Raw genomic sequence first — 18,564 nt, 5'->3', positions numbered from 1 at the left:
CACTCAGGAAGTTCAGGAGAAGCACGTGACGGGTGCCACCATCTGGCTCACCGGCCTGCCGAGCGCCGGCAAGACCACCATCGCGTACGAACTGGCCGGCCGGCTCCGCGAGGAGGGCCACCGGGTCGAGGTGCTCGACGGCGACGAGATCCGCGAGTTCCTCTCCGCGGGCCTCGGCTTCAGCCGCGAGGACCGGCACACCAACGTGCAGCGGATCGGGTTCGTCGCGGAGCTGCTCGCCTCCAACGGAGTGAAGGCCCTCGTCCCCGTCATCGCCCCGTACGAGGACAGCCGCGAGGCGGTCCGCAAGCGCCACGCGTCCGAAGGCACCCCCTACGTCGAGGTGCACGTCGCCACCCCGGTGGACGTCTGCTCCGTACGCGACGTGAAGGGGCTCTACGCCAAGCAGGCCGCGGGCGAGATCAGCGGTCTCACCGGCGTCGACGACCCGTACGACGAGCCGCGCAACCCGGATCTGCGGATCGAGTCCCACACCCAGACCGTGCAGGAGTCCGCGGCGCAGCTCCACGCGCTGCTCACCGAGAGGGGTCTGCTGTGACCACCGTCGCCCATGTTCACGACAGCACCGACAACCCGTTCGCGCTGTCGCACCTCGACTCCCTGGAGTCCGAGGCCGTCCACATCTTCCGTGAGGTGGCGGGCGAGTTCGAGCGGCCGGTGATCCTCTTCTCCGGCGGCAAGGACTCCATCGTCATGCTGCACCTGGCGCTGAAGGCCTTCGCCCCCGCGGCGATCCCCTTCACGCTGCTGCACGTCGACACCGGGCACAACTTCCCCGAGGTCCTGGAGTACCGCGACCGCACCGTCGCCAAGCACGGTCTGCGGCTGCACGTCGCCTCCGTGCAGGAGTACATCGACGCCGGCAAGCTGCGCGAGCGCCCCGACGGCACCCGCAACCCGCTGCAGACCGTCCCGCTCACCGAGGCGATCCAGCAGCACCGCTTCGACGCCGTCTTCGGCGGCGGCCGCCGCGACGAGGAGAAGGCCCGCGCCAAGGAGCGGGTGTTCTCGCTGCGCGACGAGTTCTCGCAGTGGGACCCGCGCCGTCAGCGCCCCGAGCTGTGGCAGCTCTACAACGGCCGGCACGCCCCCGGCGAGCACGTCCGTGTCTTCCCGCTGTCCAACTGGACCGAGCTGGACGTCTGGCAGTACATCCAGCGCGAGAAGATCGAGCTCCCGGAGATCTACTTCGCCCACGAGCGCGAGGTGTTCGCCCGCAGCGGGATGTGGCTGACGGCCGGCGACTGGGGCGGCCCGAAGGAGTCCGAGACCACGCAGACGCGGCTGATCCGCTACCGCACCGTCGGCGACATGTCCTGCACCGGCGCCGTCGACTCCGACGCCACCACGCTGGACGCCGTCATCGCCGAGATCGCCGCCTCCCGGCTCACCGAGCGGGGCGCGACCCGCGCCGACGACAAGATGTCCGAGGCCGCGATGGAAGACCGCAAGCGCGAAGGGTACTTCTAATGAGCACGTCCACCGAGCAGCTGACCGAGCAGCTGGCGGCCACCACCCTGCTGCGCTTCGCCACCGCCGGCTCCGTCGACGACGGCAAGTCCACCCTGGTGGGCCGGCTCCTCCACGACTCCAAGTCGGTCCTGGTCGACCAGCTGGAGGCCGTGGAGCACGCCTCGCGCTCCCGTGGCCAGGAGGCCCCCGACCTGGCGCTCCTCACCGACGGACTGCGGGCCGAACGCGAGCAGGGCATCACCATCGACGTGGCCTACCGCTACTTCGCGACGCCCCGCCGCCGCTTCATCCTCGCCGACACCCCCGGGCACGTGCAGTACACCCGGAACATGGTGACCGGCGCCTCCACCGCCGAGCTCGCCGTGGTCCTCGTCGACGCCCGCAACGGCGTGGTCGAGCAGACCCGCCGGCACGCCGCCGTCGCCGCGCTGCTCCGCGTCCCGCACGTTGTCCTGGCCGTGAACAAGATGGACCTGGTCGAGTACCAGGAGCCCGTCTTCGCCGCGATCGCCGAGGAGTTCACCACGTACGCCTCCGAGCTCGGCGTCCCGGAGATCACCGCGATCCCGATCTCCGCGCTGGCCGGCGACAACGTCGTGGAGCCGTCCGCGAACATGGACTGGTACGGCGGTCCGACGGTCCTGGAGCACCTGGAGACCGTCCCGGTCAGCCACGACCTGACGGCCTGCCACGCGCGGTTCCCCGTGCAGTACGTGATCCGCCCGCAGACCGCCGAGCACCCCGACTACCGGGGCTACGCCGGTCAGATCGCGGCCGGTGCCTTCCGGGTCGGCGAGGAGATCACCGTCCTGCCCTCGGGAAAGACCTCCACGATCACCGGGATCGACGCGCTCGGCGAGGCCGTGGACATCGCCTGGGCCCCGCAGTCGGTCACCATCCGGCTCGCCGACGACATCGACATCTCGCGCGGCGACCTGCTCGCCCCGAGCGGTGACGCCCCGGCGACCACGCAGGACATCGAGGCGACCGTCTGCCACGTGGCGGACCGGGCGCTCGCCGTCGGCGCGCGGGTGCTGCTGAAGCACACCACCCGCACGGTCAAGGCGATCGTCAAGGAGATCCCCTCGCGGCTGACCCTGGACGACCTCTCGCAGCACCCGAACCCGGGGCAGCTGGTCGCCAACGACATCGGCCGGGTCGTGGTGCGCACCGCGGAGCCGCTCGCGCTCGACGCGTACGCCGACTCGCGCCGCACCGGTTCGTTCCTGCTGATCGACCCGGCGGACGGCACCACGCTCGCGGCGGGCATGGCGGGCGAGTCCTTCGCCACCGCCAAGGCCGTCTCGGTCGTCGAGGACGAGGAAGGATGGGACTTCTGACATGAGCGAGAACGTCTACGCCACCTTCGCGAAGGAGGGCGGCCGGGTGGGCTCCGGCGCCCTCGGGGCGGGCATGGGAGGCGTCGCGCGATGTGCGTGCTGACCTCGACGCGCCGCATGCGCGGCGCGACCCCGCTCCACCCGCTCCACCCCGAACGACATAGACGCAGACTTCGAAAACGCTGAATCGAGGGGAAAACCTCCCGTGCCTGCCACCACCCGTACCACCCTGCGCCGCGGCCTCGCCGCCGCCGCCGCTCTGCCGCTGCTGATCGGCGCGCTCGCCTCCTGCGGCTACGGCTCCGACGCCAAGACCGACGAGAAGAAGGTGGCCGCCGAGGGCAAGAAGCTCTCCGCCGACACCGTACGGCTCGGGTACTTCCCCAACCTCACGCACGCCACCGCGCTGATCGGCGTCCAGGACGGCCTCATCCAGAAGGAGCTGGGCGGCACCGTACTGAAGCCGCAGACCTTCAACGCCGGCCCGTCCGAGATCGAGGCGCTCAACGGCGGCTCTCTCGACATCGGCTTCATCGGCCCGTCGCCGTCCATCAACGCGTACGTCAAGTCCAAGGGCAAGAACCTGCGGATCATCTCCGGCTCCGCCTCCGGCGGCGTCAAGCTGGTCGTGAACCCGGACAAGATCAAGACCCTGGACGACATCAAGGGCAAGCGGATCGCCACCCCTCAGAAGGGGAACACGCAGGACGTGGCGCTCCTCAACTGGATCGCCGAGAAGGGCTGGAAGGTCGACCCGGAGTCCGGCAAGGGTGACGTCTCCGTCGTCCGCACGGACAACAAGGTCACCCCGGACGCCTTCAAGTCCGGCTCCATCGACGGCGCCTGGGTCCCCGAGCCGACCGCCTCCAAGCTGGTCTCCCAGGGCGGCTCCGTCCTCCTGGACGAGACCACCCTGTGGCCCGACAAGAAGTTCGTCATCACGAACATCATCGTGTCGCAGAAGTTCCTGACGGAGCACCCGGACGTGGTCGAGGCCGTGCTGACGGGCACGGTGAAGACCAACGAGTGGATCAACGCCAACCCGGACAAGGCGAAGGCCTCGGCCAACGCGGCGCTGAAGGCCCACGGCGGCAAGGCGCTGGACGCCAAGGTCATCGACCCGGCGTGGCCGAGCATCGCGATCACCGACGACCCGCTGGCCTCGACGCTGAAGACCCAGTCCGAGTGGGCGGTCAAGGCCCAGCTGATCAAGCAGCCCGAGCTGGCCGGCATCTACGACCTGAAGCTCCTCAACAAGGTGCTGAAGGCCGCCGGCAAGCCCGAGGTCTCCGACGCCGGTCTCGGCGTCAAGTAACCGCCGAGCCGACGAAACAGACCGCGAATCCGTAACCCCAGGAGGTGACGACCATGGCCACGACGTTCGCCAAGGCTGCCGAGGGCACCGTAGCGGAGCAGACGCACGCCGCCCGGATCGAGCACGTCTCGAAGTCCTTCTCCGGCCCGGCCGGTACCCAGCTCGTCCTGGACGACGTCAGTCTCGACGTCGCGCCCGGCGAGTTCGTCACCATCCTGGGGGCCTCGGGGTGCGGCAAGTCCACCCTGCTGAACCTGGTCGCGGGACTCGACCGGCCGACCCAGGGGTCCATCGAGACCCCGGGCGGCCGGCCGGCCCTGATGTTCCAGGAGCACGCCCTCTTCCCGTGGCTGACCGCGGGCAAGAACATCGAACTGGCCCTGCGGCTGCGCGGGGTGTCTAAGGCCGAGCGCAGGCCGGAGGCCGAGCGGCTGCTCGAACTGGTCCGGCTCGGCGGCGCGTACGGAAAGCGGGTGCACGAGCTGTCCGGCGGTATGCGGCAGCGCGTGGCCCTCGCCCGGGCGCTGGCCCAGGACAGCCAGCTGCTGCTGATGGACGAGCCGTTCGCGGCCCTGGACGCCATCACCCGTGACGTGCTGCACGGCGAGCTCACCCGTATCTGGGAGGAGACCAACCTCTCGGTCCTGTTCGTCACCCACAACGTGCGCGAGGCCGTGCGCCTCGCGCAGCGGGTCGTCCTCCTCTCCTCCCGCCCCGGCCGGGTCGCGAAGGAATGGACCGTGGGCATCCAGCAGCCGCGCCGCATCGAGGACGCGGACGTGGCCGAGCTGTCCCTTGAGATCACTGAACACCTGCGTGGGGAGATCCGCCGCCATGGCCAGCACTGACACCGCCGCGACGGTCAAGAAGGACGACCTCGCCGGTCTGGAGGCCGGACTCGACGCCCTGGACGCGGTCGAGATCCGCCGCACCCCGGTCCGGGAGGTCCTCCTCAAGAAGGTCTTCCCGCCCACCCTTGCCGTCGTCCTGGTCCTCGCCGTCTGGCAGATCCTCGTCTCCGCGAAGATCACCGAGGAGACCAAACTGCCCGCGCCGTCCGCGGTGTGGGACGGCCTGACCGACATGTGGCTGCAGGGCACCCTGCTGGAGGTCGTCTGGACCAGCGTGTCCCGGGGTCTGGCCGGCTTCCTGCTGGCCCTCGCCATCGGCACCCCGCTGGGTCTGCTGGTCGCCCGTGTGAAGTTCGTGCGCGCGGCGATCGGCCCGATCCTGTCGGGTCTGCAGTCGCTGCCCTCGGTGGCGTGGGTGCCGCCGGCCGTGCTCTGGTTCGGCCTGAACGACGCGATGATGTTCACGGTGATCCTGCTGGGCGCCGTCCCGTCCATCGCCAACGGTCTGGTCTCCGGTGTCGACCAGGTCCCGCCGCTGTTCCTGCGGGCCGGCCGCACCATGGGCGCCACCGGCCTGCGCGGCACCTGGCACGTGACGCTCCCGGCCGCGCTGCCCGGCTACCTGGCCGGTCTGAAGCAGGGCTGGGCGTTCTCCTGGCGCTCGCTGATGGCCGCCGAGATCATCGCCTCCTCGCCGGATCTGGGCCTGGGCCTGGGCCAGTTGCTGGAGAACGGCCGCAACAACATCGACCTGCCCGGCGTGTTCCTGGCGATCCTGCTCATCCTGGTCGTCGGCATCGCCATCGACCTGCTGATCTTCAGCCCGCTGGAGCGCTGGGTGCTCCGCAGCCGCGGCCTGCTGGTGAAGTGAGCCGACCCGCCATGAGCCGACCAGCCCTCCCGTCGCCCACCACCACCCTTGCACGGAAGCGCTGCGCGCCTGTTCTTCTCGTCATCGCCCACGGCAGCCGCGACCCGCGGCACGCGGCGACCGTCCAGGCGCTGGTGCGCCGGGCCGGTGCGCTGCGGCCGGGGCTGCGGGTGGAGACGGCGTTCCTGGACTTCAACCTGCCGTCGGTGCCGGGGGTGCTCGACCGGCTGGCCGCCGACGGCGTACGGGACGTGGTGGCGCTGCCGCTGCTGCTGACCCGGGCCTTCCACGCGAAGGCCGACATCCCCGCCGTACTGCGCCAGGCGCCGCCGTCGCTGCGGATCCGCCAGGCGGAGGTCCTCGGACCCTCGCCGCTGCTCGTCGAAGCGGTGGAACGGCGGCTGTACGAGGCCGGGCTCACGCCCGGCGACAAGAGCGCGACCGGGGTCGTCCTGGCCTCGGCGGGCTCCACGGACCCGGAGGCGATCGCGGTGATCGCAGAAACGGCGCGGGAGCTGCGGCGCACCGGTTGGTGCTCCGTGCGGCCCGCGTTCGCCTCCGCTGTGGTTTCCGGGGGCGTCCCCCGCACGGAGGACGCCGTGCGGGCCCTTCGGGCGGAGCAGGGCGTCCGCCGGGTGGCCGTCGCCCCGTACGTCATCGCCCCCGGCCGTCTCCCGGACCGCATCGCGGCGGGCGCGGCGGAGGCGGACGTCCTGGCGGATGTCCTGGGCCCCGCCCCGGAATTGGCCCGGCTGCTCCTGGAGCGCTACGACGCCGCCCACGCGGCCCGCGTCGCCGTGGCCCACTCGGCCTAGGCCGGCCCGGGCCTGTCCGACTATTGGGCCGGTCGACGGGTTGCGAGGAACTTCATGCCCGCGCCGTGCATCCTTCGAACCCTCTCGCGCGTCTTCTGTGCGCCGGGCCATTGCGAGCCCGGCTGACATCGGTTCCTACCAAGGGCAGAAGACTTTGATCACTTCGACACTCGGCGTGCGCAGAGCCGTGACCGTCACGATCACGACCTCGGCCGTCCTGGCCGGCGGCCTCTTCACGGGCCAGGCGTACGCCGCGCCGCCCACCCCGTCGATCACCGCCCAGGGCGGCTTCGTCATGAACAACGGGACGGGCACCACGCTGTTCGGGAAGGCGGCCGACACCCGTCGGTCGACCGGTTCGACCACGAAGATCATGACCGCCAAGGTGGTCCTGGCACAGCGCGGCCTGAACCTCGACGCCAAGGTCACCATCGACAAGGCCTACAGCGACTACATCGTCTCCAAGAACGCCTCGTCCGCCCGGCTCATCGTCGGGGACAAGGTGACGGTCCGACAGCTCCTCTACGGTCTGATGCTGCCGTCGGGTTGCGACGCGGCCTACGCGCTGGCCGACAAGTTCGGCACCGGCACCACGCGGGCCGCCCGGGTCAAGTCGTTCATCGGGAAGATGAACACCGAGGCCAGGAACCTCGGCATGCGCAACACCCACTTCGACTCGTTCGACGGAATAAGCAATGGGAGCAACTACTCCACTCCCCGCGATCTGACGAAGCTCGCGAGCAGTGCGATGAAGAACCCCACGTTCCGCACCGTGGTCGCGACGAAGTCCACGAAGCAGAAGGTGACCACGAAGACCGGCGGTTACCGGTACATGTCCTGGAGCAACACGAACAAGCTCCTCAGCACCTACAGCGGCGCGATCGGCGTGAAGACCGGTTCGGGCCCGCAGGCCAAGTACTGCCTCGTCTTCGCGGCGACCCGCGGCGGCAAGACGGTCATCGGCGCGGTGCTCGCCTCGTCGAGCGAGGCGAACCGGGCGACCGACGTCAAGAAGCTGCTGGACTACGGCTTCGCCAGGTAGGAGCTTGATCGGCTGCGACCGGCCCACGAACCGCCGGTACGCCCCGGGGCCTGTCTCCCGCTCGTCGGGGGGCAGGCCCCTGCCATGACCACCGGGGCGCCGCCAGGCCCTGTCGTCACACTCCCGTCTGCCCCGCGAGGACAGGGCCTAGCCGAAGTCGAGGCCGCCCGTGCGGGTGCGCTTCAGCTCGAAGAGGTCCGGGTGGCCGGCGAGGACCCGGAAGCTGTCGAAGAGTTCGGCCGCGCGTTCACCGCGCGGGACGGCACGCAGCACCGGACCGAACCACACGGTGCCGTCGACGTGGATCGTGGGGGTGCCGACGTACGCGTCGGCGTCGGGGTCCTTGCCGGCCTCGTGGCTGCGGCGGACGGCCTCGTCGTACGCCGGGTCGTGGGCGGCCCCGGCGAGTTCGGCGGGCAGGCCGAGTTCGGCGAGCGACTCGGCGACGACCGCGTCGAAGTCCTGCCGCTTCTGCTCGTGGATGCGGGTTCCGTACGCGGTGTAGAGCGGGCGCAGGATCTCCTCGCCGTGCCGCTCGGCGGCGGCCGCGGCGACTCTGACGGGTCCGACGGAGGCGTCGACGAGTTCGCGGTACCAGTCGGGCAGGGTGTTGCCCTCGTTGTGCAGGTACAGGCTCATGACCTTGAAGCGCAGGTCGATGTCCCGCTCGCGCTCGACCTCCAGGATCCACCGGGAGGTGATCCAGGCGAAGGGGCATGCGGGGTCGAAGTAGAAGTCGACGGCTGGGCGGGGCGAGGCCTGGGACTGCGGCTGTGGCTGTGGCTGTGGCTGTGGCTGTGGCTGGATGCCGGTGGTCGTCATGGGATGAATCTAGCCAGCGAATGGCCTGCCTCTCTGGTCCAATCACCAGCCTTCCCCTTGGGCCATTCGCGCCCTCAGTCGCCCCGTGTCATCTCCACCAGCTTGACCACCGTGTTCCAGTTCCGGGCCGTGACCACCAGCCCCTTGGCGGTCGCCGGCCGGGTGAGGACGTCTCCCAGCCTGGACCTGCCCAGGCCGTCGGGGACGTACAGATAGAGGACCCGGTCGCCGAGCGCGAAGGCCTCGGGCGCGTATGCCTCCTGGTCGATCGCGGCGAAGCGCTCGGGGTCGGCGGGGCCGGAGAGGTAGAAGGCGTGGAGCTGCTTGCCCTCGAGTTCGGCGGCCGGGAAGGGGCAGTCCTCGGCCACCGAGGCCAGGTAGTCGGCGTCGCGGACGAGACAGTCGACGCGGAAGCCGAAGTGGCCCTCGATCGCGTCCTCGATCTCGGCGGTGAGCGCGTCCTGGTCCGCGGCCGAGTCGGTGGTGAAGACGGCGTTGCCGCTCTGCAGATAGGTGCGGACGTCCTGGTGCCCGAGGCCTTCCAGGACGGAACGGAGCTCCGGCATGGGGACCTTGCGGTGTCCGCTCACGTTGATGCCGCGGAGCAGGAGCGCGTATGTCTGCGTCATGGGTTCAGACTAGGCCGGGCCACCGCGCCTCGTGGGGGGCGGCGCGGTGGCCGGTTCGAACACTGTCCGATCAGGGGGATCCACGAGAAGACCCTTCACCCATCTGTGACTTATCCAACAACCTTTCGTAATGCCGAGCCTCCGGTGAACGTGTCATTTGCGCTGATAGCGGGCGAGCACCCGATTGCCGTCCGCCACCAGACGCCTGCGCAGCTCGGCGCCGTCGATGGCGCCGCTGTAGTACTCCTGGAAGGCGGGCGTCGCCACCTTGTCCTTCCACTCCGGGTATCCGCGCACCGACTGCGCCGGCGCGGGCCTCAGCCGTTCGGCCACCGCGGCCCCGGTCGCCCAGCCGTCCCGGGCGGTGTGCAGCGAGGGGTCGGCGAGCGCGGTCGTGCCGGTGGGCAGCATCCAGTCGCCGCGCGCGAGCCGCACCATGTTCTCCGGGCGCAGGAAGAAGTCGAGGAACGCGGCCGCCTCCTTCTTGTACGGACTGTCCTCGGCGATCGACAGGGTCTGCGGGGAGACTCCCTGGGTGAGCCCCGCGTCTCCGGCGGGGGCCGGAAGCACCGTCCACTCGAAGCCCTTCGGGGCCTGTTGGGCGATCTGCTGCCGGTAGGCGAAGCCCAGCGGGACCATGGCGTACTTGCCGGCGAAGAAGCCGGGGAGGGTGTCGGAGCCGCCGCTGCCGAGTGTGGTGCGCGGGGCGGTGCGGTCGTTGACGACCTGGTCGTGGATCGTGCCGGCGACGACGGCGTCGGCCTCGGTGAAACGGACGGTCACCCGGCCGTCGGCCTCCCGGTGGAACAGCTGCCCGCCCGCCGAGAGTCCCAGATTGAGACTGACGGAGACGGGCTCCTTGAGCGGCCAGGCGACGGCGTACCGGCCGGAGCCCATGGTGCGGGTGAGGTCCTGGGTGACCTGCCGGAACTCGGTCCAGGTCCAGGGTTCCTCCGGGGTGGGGAGGCGGACGCCGGAGGATTCGAGGATCTTCCGGTTGGCGATGATCACGCGCGGTTCCTGGAGGAACGGCACGCCGTAGACCCCCTCGCCGAAGGTGGTGGTCTCCCAGCTGCGGGCGGGGATGTCGGCGCGCAGCCGTTCGGGCAGCAGGGGGCGGAGGTCGGCGAGGTCGCCGCCGTAGGCGAAGTCGGCGAGGTCGTCGGAGGCGTCGTGGATGATGTCGGGCGCCTCGCCGCCCTCGAAGGAGGTGAGGAGCTGGTCGTGGACGGAGTCCCAGCTGCCCTGGACGTACTCGATCTGGACGTCCGGGTGGGTGGCGTTCCACTCCTTCACCAGCTGCCGGTTGGCGTCGACGGACTCCTTCTGCCAGGCGAGGGACTGGAAGCGGAGCCGTACGACCCCGTCGTCGGGAGTTTCGTTCCCCGCCGTGCAGCCGGTGACGAGCAGGGCGAGTGCGGCGGTGAGGGTGAGGATCCGTCGTCTCATGACTTCACCGCCCCGGCCAGCATCCCGCCGGTGATCCGTCGCTGGAGGAAGCCGAAGACGACGAGGGAGGGCAGCGTGGCGAGGAAGGCCGCGGCGGCCAGCGGGCCGAGGTCGGCGACGCCCTCGGCGCCGATGAAGTGGGTGAGGACGACCGGCAGGGTCTGCTTCTCCGGGGTCTTGAGCAGCACGAGCGCGAAGAAGAACTCGTTCCACGCGGTGACGAAGGCGAAGAGGGCGGTGGCGACGATGCCGGGGACCAGCAGCGGGGCGGTGACCGAGACGAGGGTACGGAGCCGGCCCGCGCCGTCGACGGCGGCGGCCTCCTCCAGTTCGGCGGGGACGGCCCGGACGTAGCCCGTCAGCATCCAGAGGGCGAAGGGCAGCGACCAGACCACGTAGACGAGGACGAGGCCGAACACGCTGTTCACGAGGTGCAGGTTCTTGAGGATCAGGAAGAGCGGGATGATCACGAGGACGAACGGGAACGCCTGGCTGATCACCACCCAGCCGGTCGCGACCGAGGCGAGCCTGCCCCGGTGGCGGGCCGTCACATAGGCGAGCGGGGTGGCGACGGCGACCGCGATCACCGCGGCGGCGACCGCGGCGACCAGGCTGTTCCCGGCTGCCCCGAGCAGCGGCTGCTCGTCGAAGGCCTGCCGGAAGTTGGCGAACGTGGGGTCCTTCGGGATCCAGGTGGGGTGCAGCGAGGCCAGCTCGGGGGCGGGCTTGAAGGCGGTGGAGACCAGCCAGAGGAAGGGGAAGGCGAGGAAGACCAGATACGCGAGGAGGGCCGCGTACTGGCCGAATCGCGCGGGTCTGCTCGTCCGGAGGGCGCTCACCGGTCCTGGTCCCCTTTCAGCCGTCGTACGAGGGAGAGGGCGATGAGCACCGAGACGGCGGCGATCATCACGCAGCCCATCGCGGCGGCGTAGCCGAACTGCCCGTAACGGAAGGCCTCTTCGTAGGCGAAGAGCATGGGGAGCCGGGTCCGGCCGCCCGGTCCGCCGTTGGTCAGCACATAGACCAGGGCGAAGGAGTTGAAGTTCCAGATGAGGTTGAGCGCGGTGATGGCGAGGGCGACCGGTCTGAGCGCGGGCCAGGTGACGGCGCGGAAGCGGCGCCAGGCTCCGGCACCGTCGAGGGCGGCGGCCTCGTGGAGTTCGTGCGGGGTGTTCTGGAGTCCGGCGAGCAGGGCGACGGTGGTCTGGGGCATCCCGGCCCAGACGCCGACGAGGACGACGGCGGGGAGCGCGGTCGCGAGGCCGGAGAGCCAGTCGCGGCCCTCGCCGAGGCCCAGGCTCCGGATCGACTCGTTGAGGATGCCGGCGTCGGGGTTGTAGACGAGCCGCCACATGATGCCGACGACGACCTCGGGCATCGCCCAGGGAACGATCGCGAGCGCCCGCGCCAGCCACCGGAAGCGGAGCTTCTGGTTGAGCAGGAGAGCGAGGCCGAGGGCGAGCAGGAACTGGGGGACGGTGACCCCGACGGCCCAGACCACGCCGATGCGGAACGAGTCCCAGAACAGGGTGTCGTGCAGCAGGTCCTGGAAGTTGAGTGTGCCCACCCAGCCGGTGGCCCGGGTGCGGCCGGACTGGGCGTCCGTGAAGGCGAGCGCGATGCCGTAGAGCAGCGGGCCGACACTGAGGACCAGGATCGGCAGCAGCGCCGGGAGCACCAGGAACCAGGCGCCGAAGTCGGGGCCGCGCGGGCGTGTCCGGTGGGCGGCGCGCGGTGCGCGCGTCCGGCCCGGCCGCTTCGTCGCGGTCAGCGAGCTCACCGATTCGACCCCCGTCCTCCTTTCCCCGGACTCCGGCCGGGGGACCCGAGCCGCCGTGGGAACTCCGCCATGGTGCTGACGGCCCGGGAGGCGGTCAAGACGATCCGCGCGGTGAGCTGCGCGGATGGGAGACTTTGGCTCAATCACACAGGTAGGGAGAGGTCGATGGACGAGGCGCGGGCGCGGGAGATCCTGGCCGCGGCGGGGTTGCCGGTCGCGGAGGCGCGACTGCTGGCCCTCGGCGAGAACGCGGTCTTCGCCGTGGGTGATCTCGCCGTGAAGGTGGGCCGGGACGCCGAGCTGTTCGAGCGGGCGGAGCGGGAGCTGGCGCTGGCCGCCTGGCTGGCCGACGCGGAGGTCCCGGCGGTGCGGGCCGCCGAGGAGAAGCCGCGGCTGGTCGAGGGGCACCCGCTCACCTTCTGGCACCGGCTGCCCGAGGCCGTACGGCCCGCGGAGCCCCGTGATCTGGCGCCGCTGCTCCGGCGGATCCACGCGCTTCCGGAGCCGACGGCCTTCGCGCTGCCGCGCCGTGAGCTGCTCGGCGGGGTCGAGCGGTGGCTGCGGCTCGCGGGCGACGCGATCGACCCGGCGGACGCGGCCTTCCTGCGGGAGCGGCGCGATGCCTTCGCCCCGGCGGCCGCCGCGCTGACGCCGCACCTGGCGCCGGGCCCGATCCACGGCGACGCCCTCCCCCGGAACGTCCATGTGGGCCCCGACGGCCCGGTCCTGGTGGACCTGGAGACCTTCTCCTCGGATCTGCGCGAGCACGACCTCGTGGTGCTCGCCCTCTCCCGGGACCGGTACGGCCTGGACCCGGCCGCCTACGGGGCCTTCACCGAGGCGTACGGCTGGGACGTGCGGGAGTGGGAGGGGTGCGCGGTGCTGCGCGGGGCGCGGGAGACCGCGAGCTGTGCGTGGGTGGCGCAGCACGCGCCGACGAACCCGAAGGCTTTGGCCGAATTCGAGCGGCGGGTGGCCTCGCTGCGGGACGGTGACCCCGAGGTGCGCTGGTACCCGTTCTGACATCATGTGGCCCTGACGAACCGGGCTTTCGAGAACGGGGTGTTGGGATGCGCGTGGAACTGTCCGAGGTGACGCTCGACGTCGAGGTGAGCGGCGAGGGACCGGCCGTGCTGCTCGTGCACGGCTTCCCCGACAGTCACCGTCTGTGGCGTCATCAGATCCCGGCGCTGAACGCGGCCGGGTTCATGACGGTCGCCCCGACGCTGCGGGGGTTCGGCGCCTCGGACCGTCCGGAGGGTGGTCCGGAGGCGTACCACCCGGCCAGGCACGTGGGTGATCTGCTGGAGCTGCTCGCCCGGCTGGAGGTCGACCGGTTCCATGTGGTGGGCCACGACTGGGGCTCGGGTCTCGCGCAGGGCATCGCGCAGGTCGTGCCCGACCGGGTGGCGAGCGCGACGCTCATGTCGGTGGGCAACCTCGCGGCGATCCTCGCCGCGGGCTGGGGGCAGCGGCAGCGCCTGTGGCATCTGTCGATGTTCCAGCACGAGGGACTCGCCGAGGAGTGGCTCTCCCGCGAGGACTTCGCGCGGCTGCGCGAGATGCTCGACGACCACGCGGAGGCGGAGGCCGTCCTGGAGCCGTTGCGTGCTCCGGGCGGGCTGACCGCCGCCCTCCAGATCTACCGCTCGGGGTTGTCCATCGAGACCCAGCTGGCCGTGCCCCCGGTGGCTCCCCCGCTGTCCGTCCCGGCCATGGGCGTCTGGTCCACCGGCGACCGTTTCCTCGACGAGCGGCAGATGGTGGACACCGGCGCGCACGTCTCCGGTCCCTGGCGCTACGAGCGCGTGGAGGACGCGGGCCACTGGTTCCCGCTGGACCAGCCGGACAGGGTGAACGAACTGCTGCTCTCCTTCCTCAAGGAGAACTCCTGACGCCGCGGGGCCGACCTTCGGGCGACGGCGGGAGGTGACCACGGGGCCTAGAGCGCCGCGGCGACCGCCTCGCGCAGGGGCCACGTGGACTCGACGACCGCCTCCGCGTCGCCCTTGCGGCGCAGGAAGGCCTGGAAGTTCTCGGCCCAGGCGCGGTACCAGCCGATCTGGCGCTCGTGGAGCTCGGCCGGGTTCAGTTCGGCGACCTGGCGGTGCCGCTCGGCTATCGCGACGGCGACCCGGACGGCGGCGAGCGCGTCGGCGGCGGCCTGGTGGGCGGCTTCGAGCACCACCCCGTACTCCCCGCAGACCGCTTCGAGGTTCCGCTTGCCGCGCCGGTAGCGGTCGACGGCCCGGTCGATGGTGTACGGGTCGACGACGGGCCCGATGGGGACGCCGCCGAGCCGCTCGCTGAGCGAGGGCAGTCCGTGCCGGCGCAGCTCGGCGGAGAGCAGCGTCAGGTCGAAGGAGGCGTTGTACGCGACGACCGGGACGCCGTCCTCCCAGTACTCGGCGAGGGCCTTCGCGATCTCGTCGGCGACCTCGCGCACCGGCCGGCCTTCGGCGGCCGCCCGTTCGGTGCTGATGCCGTGGATCGCGGAGGCCTGTTCCGGGATGCGGATGCCCGGGTCGGCGAGCCAGTCCCGCCTGCGTGTGACGTGTCCCCCGCCGTCGACCTCGATGATCGAGGCCGTCACGATCCGGGCCTCCAGCGGTTCGGTGCCGGTCGTCTCCAGGTCGAAGCCGACCAGCGTCTCGCCGTGCCAAGCCATCGGGTCCTCCTTACGTGATCTCCCCCGTGGTGCTGACCACCCTCGCACGCACCACTGACAACGCCCCCGGCCTCCCCCGTCGAAGGGTCAGGAGACGGGCCGGGAGTCGAGCCATACGGACTCGAATTCCTCCCGGTATGTCTCGAAAAGTCCGTGATCGCCATCACGGATGCCCTGGCCGTGCCGCACCACGTTCCGTCCGCCGCCGCGCAGGACGAGCACCGGCGCCTCCATGCCCCGGGCCCGGCGCAGATAGGACTGCACGACGCCGACCCCGTCCGGCCCGTCGCCGTCCACGAGATAGGCGGTGAAGCGGGGCGTCTCGTCGAAGACGTGGATCTGGAAGGCGCCCGGGTCGCGGAGCTTGGAGCGGACCCGGCGCATATGGAGGATGTTCATCTCCACCGACCGGCTCAGCTCGCCCTTCTTGAGGCCGAGTTCGCGCTCACGGCGCTTCACCGCGCTGCTCGCGGGGTTGAGGAAGAGGAGCCGGGTACGGCAGCCGGACTCGGCGAGCCGGACCATCCGGCGCCCCGAGAAGTTCTGCACGAGCAGATTGAGACCTATGCCCGTGGCGTCGAGGCGGCGGGCCCCGCCGAAGAGGTCCTCGGCCGGCAGCTGCCGCTGGAGCCGGACCCGGTCGGGGTGGACGGAGACCACGTCCGCGTACCGGTCCCCGACGAGGTCCTCGACCGCGTCCACGGGCAGCCGGTCGGCGGAGGGCACCCCGGCGCCGCTGCCGAGGATCTCCAGGATGCGGGCCGAGGCCCGTTCCGACTGGGCGAGCACGGTCAGCGAGAGCGCCCGGTTGCGGGAGACCACGTTGCGCGTGACCTCCAGCTCGTCGAGGGCGAGCTCGACCTCGCGCCGGTCGTCGAAGTAGGGCTCGAAGCACGGCCAGTGCTGCACCATCAGCTCACGCAGCTGCGGCAGCGTGAGGAAGCTGAGGACGTTGTCGTCGGCCGGGTCGAGCAGATAGCCCTTCCGGCGCGACACCTCGCGCACGGCGACCGCCCGCTGCACCCACTCCTGGCCCGCCGGGCCCGCCGCGGCCACCACCCACTCCTCGCCGTGCACGGGCTCGTACACGGGCCGCAGGACGGCGGCGACCACGGCGCGGAGCCGCTGTTCGACGAGGTTCAGCCAGATGTAGGCCCGTCCCGCGCGCTGGGCGCGGGTGCGGACCTCGCTCCAGGCCTCGGCGTCCCAGTCGAGCTCGGCGCCTATCTCCACCGGCCGGGTCACGGTGACCGTGCCGGGCGGCACGGCGCCCGGCGGCGCGACCGCGCCCGGCGGGGCCTCGGCGGGGCCGGCGGGACCCTTCTCCTGACCCGGATCCCCTGGGGGCAGCTCCAGACCTCCCGAGCTCACCCGCGCACCGCCTTCTGCTCCTGGACGCCCGTGTCGACCGGTCCGACAACGATCAAGGAAGGGTACTCCGCGAGCGGGAGGCGGTGCAGCAGGATCGTCAGGCTCCTTCCTCAACTCCCCAGATCGGGCTGCCCGTTCTGGGAGGCGAGATCGGACGGAGTGAGCGGATTCATAGCGGTTACGTCCCTGGGGGCGAGCTGGAAGCCCTGCCAGTGGACCGGCATGGGCTGCTGGTCCTCGTCCCGGGCGATGTGGTGGAACCCGATGTTGACCCAGACGGACGGCTTGGTCAGGGTCTCGCCGTTGACCCATTCGTCCACGCTGTCACCGGCGTTGGGCGCGCAGTTGCCGATGTTGTCGCTCGCGAACTTCTCGCAGGCGCGCGCCTGGGTGAAGTACACGTCGTGCTTGGTGAAGCCGCGCCCCGCGTGGGTGTCGGTGTGGCCGGGGACGATCTCGTACGAGCGCGCGTGGCCGTCGGCGTTCTTGCCGGTGCCGCTGACCACCCGCCACCAGCGCATGTTCTCGGCGTCGCCGGCGAGCTCCTTGGTGACGACGGTCCGCCTGGTCTTCACGGTCGGTCCGCCGCCGCCCGGGGCGGGCGGGGTGACGGTGGAGTCGAACTGCTCGACGCGGTCCTTGGTGGAGCCGTCGAGCCCGAAGTCGAGCTTCCAGAAGACGTTGTGGGCGTGGCTGGTGGCGTAGGCGCGGGAGCCCTTGCCGATGGGCCAGCCGCGGCCGTCGGTGGCGTTGTAGTCGACGGGCGAGAGGCTTCCGGTGGCACCGACGTTGGCGCCGATGGTGCCGTCGGCGGAGAACCGCCATTCGGAAATGTACTCGTACCAGCCGACCTTGTTCACGGTGTAGACGAGCAGGTCCTTGGCCTGCGCCTGGTACACCTTGCCGCCGGTGTCGCTGGCCATGCGGTAGGCGTGGCCACGCGCCCGCGTGGTGGTGCACAGGCCCTTGATCTGGCCGACCTCGGGCACCTTGACCGTGGTGAGGGTGCCGCCCGGGCATTCGGCGGGCTTGAGGTTCTGCAGGCCCCAGCCGAAGCCCGCGCCGGTGAGGTCGTCGTACTCCGCTCCCCCGTCGTCGTAGGGCACGTGGATCTGGGCGAGCCGGGCGCTGGTGAGGACCTTGACGGGGGTCGCCGCGCCGGGCGGCTGGTAGGTCACCTTGTCGAGCGTGAGCCCGGCGTCGGTGTCGTAGCGCCAGCACATGCGCCAGGTGGCGCCGCCGTCGAGCTTCTGCGTGATGCGGTAGGCGTGGGAGCAGTCGGCCTCGGGCGTGACGGGCGTGACGGGCGTGCGCGTCGGGGACGGCGGCGGCACCGCGGGGGTGCGCGTCGGGGCCGGTACGGGGGCGGCGGTGGCCCCGGTCGCCGGGCCGGTGGCGGCGGTCGCGGTGCCGAGCAGGACGGCCGCGGTCAGGACGGCGCCGCGCGTGCGTCGCTTTCGCCGGGTGGTCGGGCTGTGCTGGGTGGACATGGGAACGTACTCCCTCGTACGGAGATCGGCCCGCCGTCCGCGAGGGGCGGCGGGAGAGGACCGGCGGCGGTGGTCAGCCGACGCGGGTGACGGTCCTCGCGGAGAGGTCGACGATCAGGTCGCGGGTGTCGATCCAGGCCCCGTTGAGGACCTTGGTGACGAGCCGTACGCACCGGTGCTCCCCGCAACGGGTGAGCTGGGCGGGCACGTTCGCCTCGCGGTAGGGGCGGTAGACGTCGCCGTTGAACCACAACTGGCCGGTGGAGGTGAGCTCCTTGCCGGTGGCGTCCTTGTAGTCCTCCTTGACGCCCTTGCCGAGGGGGCTCGCGAGGATCAGCTCCAGGGCCTCGCGCAGCTCCTCGGGGTGGGCGGAGGGCTGGACCCCGCGCCGCGCACCGGACTTCTCGACCTTCCCCGTGTCGAGGTTGACGGTCCGGGTGATGAGCTCGTCCCGCCCGTAGTCGTAGAAGCGGACCTCGGCGCGTCGCGTGCCGTCCCCGGGGAGCGGGTCGGCGAGGCCGGTGCCCAGGTGCTGGGGTCCCCGGCCGCCCTCGACGTTCTGCTGGGCGGCGGCGCCCGGCGGGGTCAGCGCCAGCGTCTCGGCCCGGGCGAGCTCGTCGTCGGTGA

Annotated in this window: 19 protein-coding genes; 10 read left to right on the top strand and 9 right to left on the bottom strand. The window is 71.2% G+C overall.

All coding sequences use genetic code 11. The features are described 5' to 3' along the window. Positions 1 to 25 precede the first annotated feature (25 nt). The 8 genes from cysC (at position 26) to AOK00_RS15410 (ending at position 7,728) form a co-directional block, all read left to right on the top strand. Positions 26 to 559, top strand: coding sequence for an adenylyl-sulfate kinase (cysC, locus tag AOK00_RS15450; protein WP_063886607.1), 534 nt, complete (start codon positions 26 to 28; stop codon positions 557 to 559). Further along, complete coding sequence (gene cysD, locus AOK00_RS15445) at positions 556 to 1,491, top strand: sulfate adenylyltransferase subunit CysD (RefSeq protein WP_055600886.1); 936 nt, start codon at positions 556 to 558, stop codon at positions 1,489 to 1,491. The genes cysC and cysD overlap by 4 nt, the downstream gene beginning before the upstream one ends. Next, a complete protein-coding gene (locus AOK00_RS15440) occupies positions 1,491 to 2,834 on the top strand; it encodes a sulfate adenylyltransferase subunit 1 (protein ID WP_055600885.1) in 1,344 nt (447 codons plus the stop codon). The genes cysD and AOK00_RS15440 overlap by 1 nt, the downstream gene beginning before the upstream one ends. A gap of 205 nt (positions 2,835 to 3,039) precedes the next feature. Continuing rightward, a complete protein-coding gene (locus tag AOK00_RS15430; RefSeq protein ID WP_055600883.1) occupies positions 3,040 to 4,149 on the top strand; it encodes an aliphatic sulfonate ABC transporter substrate-binding protein in 1,110 nt (369 codons plus the stop codon). Positions 4,150 to 4,202: 53 nt separating this feature from the next. Next, a complete protein-coding gene (locus AOK00_RS15425; protein WP_030323069.1) occupies positions 4,203 to 4,997 on the top strand; it encodes an ABC transporter ATP-binding protein in 795 nt (264 codons plus the stop codon). Next, positions 4,984 to 5,871, top strand: coding sequence for an ABC transporter permease (locus AOK00_RS15420; RefSeq protein ID WP_055600882.1), 888 nt, complete (start codon positions 4,984 to 4,986; stop codon positions 5,869 to 5,871). Before AOK00_RS15425 ends, AOK00_RS15420 begins: the two co-directional genes overlap by 14 nt. 11 nt (positions 5,872 to 5,882) lie before the next feature. Continuing rightward, entirely contained in the window at positions 5,883 to 6,686 is an 804-nt protein-coding gene (locus AOK00_RS15415; protein WP_055600881.1) for a sirohydrochlorin chelatase, read from the top strand. 175 nt (positions 6,687 to 6,861) lie between these two features. Next, positions 6,862 to 7,728 (top strand): D-alanyl-D-alanine carboxypeptidase family protein, encoded by an 867-nt coding sequence (locus AOK00_RS15410; RefSeq protein WP_107097393.1) that lies wholly within the window; start codon positions 6,862 to 6,864, stop codon positions 7,726 to 7,728. A gap of 147 nt (positions 7,729 to 7,875) precedes the next feature. On the opposite strand, the gene AOK00_RS15405 is transcribed toward AOK00_RS15410, so the two are convergent. The 5 genes from AOK00_RS15405 to AOK00_RS15385 form a co-directional block, all read right to left on the bottom strand. Beyond that, complete coding sequence (locus tag AOK00_RS15405; protein WP_173861571.1) at positions 7,876 to 8,550, bottom strand: mycothiol-dependent nitroreductase Rv2466c family protein; 675 nt, start codon at positions 8,548 to 8,550, stop codon at positions 7,876 to 7,878. Between the two features lie 74 nt (positions 8,551 to 8,624). Then, entirely contained in the window at positions 8,625 to 9,179 is a 555-nt protein-coding gene (locus tag AOK00_RS15400; protein WP_055600879.1) for a DUF1697 domain-containing protein, read from the bottom strand. A 153-nt stretch (positions 9,180 to 9,332) separates the two neighbouring features. After that, complete coding sequence (locus tag AOK00_RS15395; protein WP_055600878.1) at positions 9,333 to 10,628, bottom strand: ABC transporter substrate-binding protein; 1,296 nt, start codon at positions 10,626 to 10,628, stop codon at positions 9,333 to 9,335. Then, positions 10,625 to 11,467 carry a carbohydrate ABC transporter permease gene (locus tag AOK00_RS15390; protein WP_055600877.1) on the bottom strand — a complete coding sequence of 281 codons (843 nt, stop codon included), beginning with the start codon at positions 11,465 to 11,467 and terminating at the stop codon, positions 10,625 to 10,627. Before AOK00_RS15390 ends, AOK00_RS15395 begins: the two co-directional genes overlap by 4 nt. Continuing rightward, positions 11,464 to 12,408, bottom strand: coding sequence for a carbohydrate ABC transporter permease (locus AOK00_RS15385; RefSeq protein WP_055600876.1), 945 nt, complete (start codon positions 12,406 to 12,408; stop codon positions 11,464 to 11,466). The genes AOK00_RS15390 and AOK00_RS15385 overlap by 4 nt, the downstream gene beginning before the upstream one ends. A 165-nt stretch (positions 12,409 to 12,573) precedes the next feature. On the opposite strand from AOK00_RS15385, the gene AOK00_RS15380 reads away from it, so the two are divergent. Continuing rightward, positions 12,574 to 13,431 carry a phosphotransferase gene (locus AOK00_RS15380; protein ID WP_055600875.1) on the top strand — a complete coding sequence of 286 codons (858 nt, stop codon included), beginning with the start codon at positions 12,574 to 12,576 and terminating at the stop codon, positions 13,429 to 13,431. Between the two features lie 47 nt (positions 13,432 to 13,478). Further along, the gene (locus AOK00_RS15375) at positions 13,479 to 14,303 is read left to right on the top strand and encodes an alpha/beta fold hydrolase (RefSeq protein WP_055600874.1); all 825 of its coding nucleotides are present in this window, start codon (positions 13,479 to 13,481) and stop codon (positions 14,301 to 14,303) included. Positions 14,304 to 14,350: 47 nt separating this feature from the next. Here AOK00_RS15375 and AOK00_RS15370 read toward each other — a convergent pair whose 3' ends face one another. The 4 genes from AOK00_RS15370 to AOK00_RS15355 all read right to left on the bottom strand — a co-directional run. Then, positions 14,351 to 15,076: a 3'-5' exonuclease gene (locus AOK00_RS15370; RefSeq protein ID WP_055600873.1), complete on the bottom strand. Its 726-nt coding sequence runs from the start codon at positions 15,074 to 15,076 to the stop codon at positions 14,351 to 14,353. 87 nt (positions 15,077 to 15,163) lie between these two features. After that, positions 15,164 to 16,447 carry an SAV2148 family HEPN domain-containing protein gene (locus AOK00_RS15365; RefSeq protein WP_055600872.1) on the bottom strand — a complete coding sequence of 428 codons (1,284 nt, stop codon included), beginning with the start codon at positions 16,445 to 16,447 and terminating at the stop codon, positions 15,164 to 15,166. Between the two features lie 110 nt (positions 16,448 to 16,557). After that, positions 16,558 to 17,937 carry a copper amine oxidase gene (locus tag AOK00_RS15360; protein WP_055600871.1) on the bottom strand — a complete coding sequence of 460 codons (1,380 nt, stop codon included), beginning with the start codon at positions 17,935 to 17,937 and terminating at the stop codon, positions 16,558 to 16,560. 73 nt (positions 17,938 to 18,010) lie between these two features. Next, positions 18,011 to 18,564 (bottom strand): hypothetical protein (locus tag AOK00_RS15355; protein ID WP_055600870.1); only part of this gene is annotated, 554 nt, incomplete at its 5' end.

It is taken from the genome of Streptomyces aureus (assembly GCF_001418135.1).
Taxonomy (GTDB): domain Bacteria; phylum Actinomycetota; class Actinomycetes; order Streptomycetales; family Streptomycetaceae; genus Streptomyces; species Streptomyces aureus_A.
The sequence above is the reverse complement of the archived record's forward strand: the minus strand, read 5'-3'. Positions and strand labels throughout refer to the sequence as shown.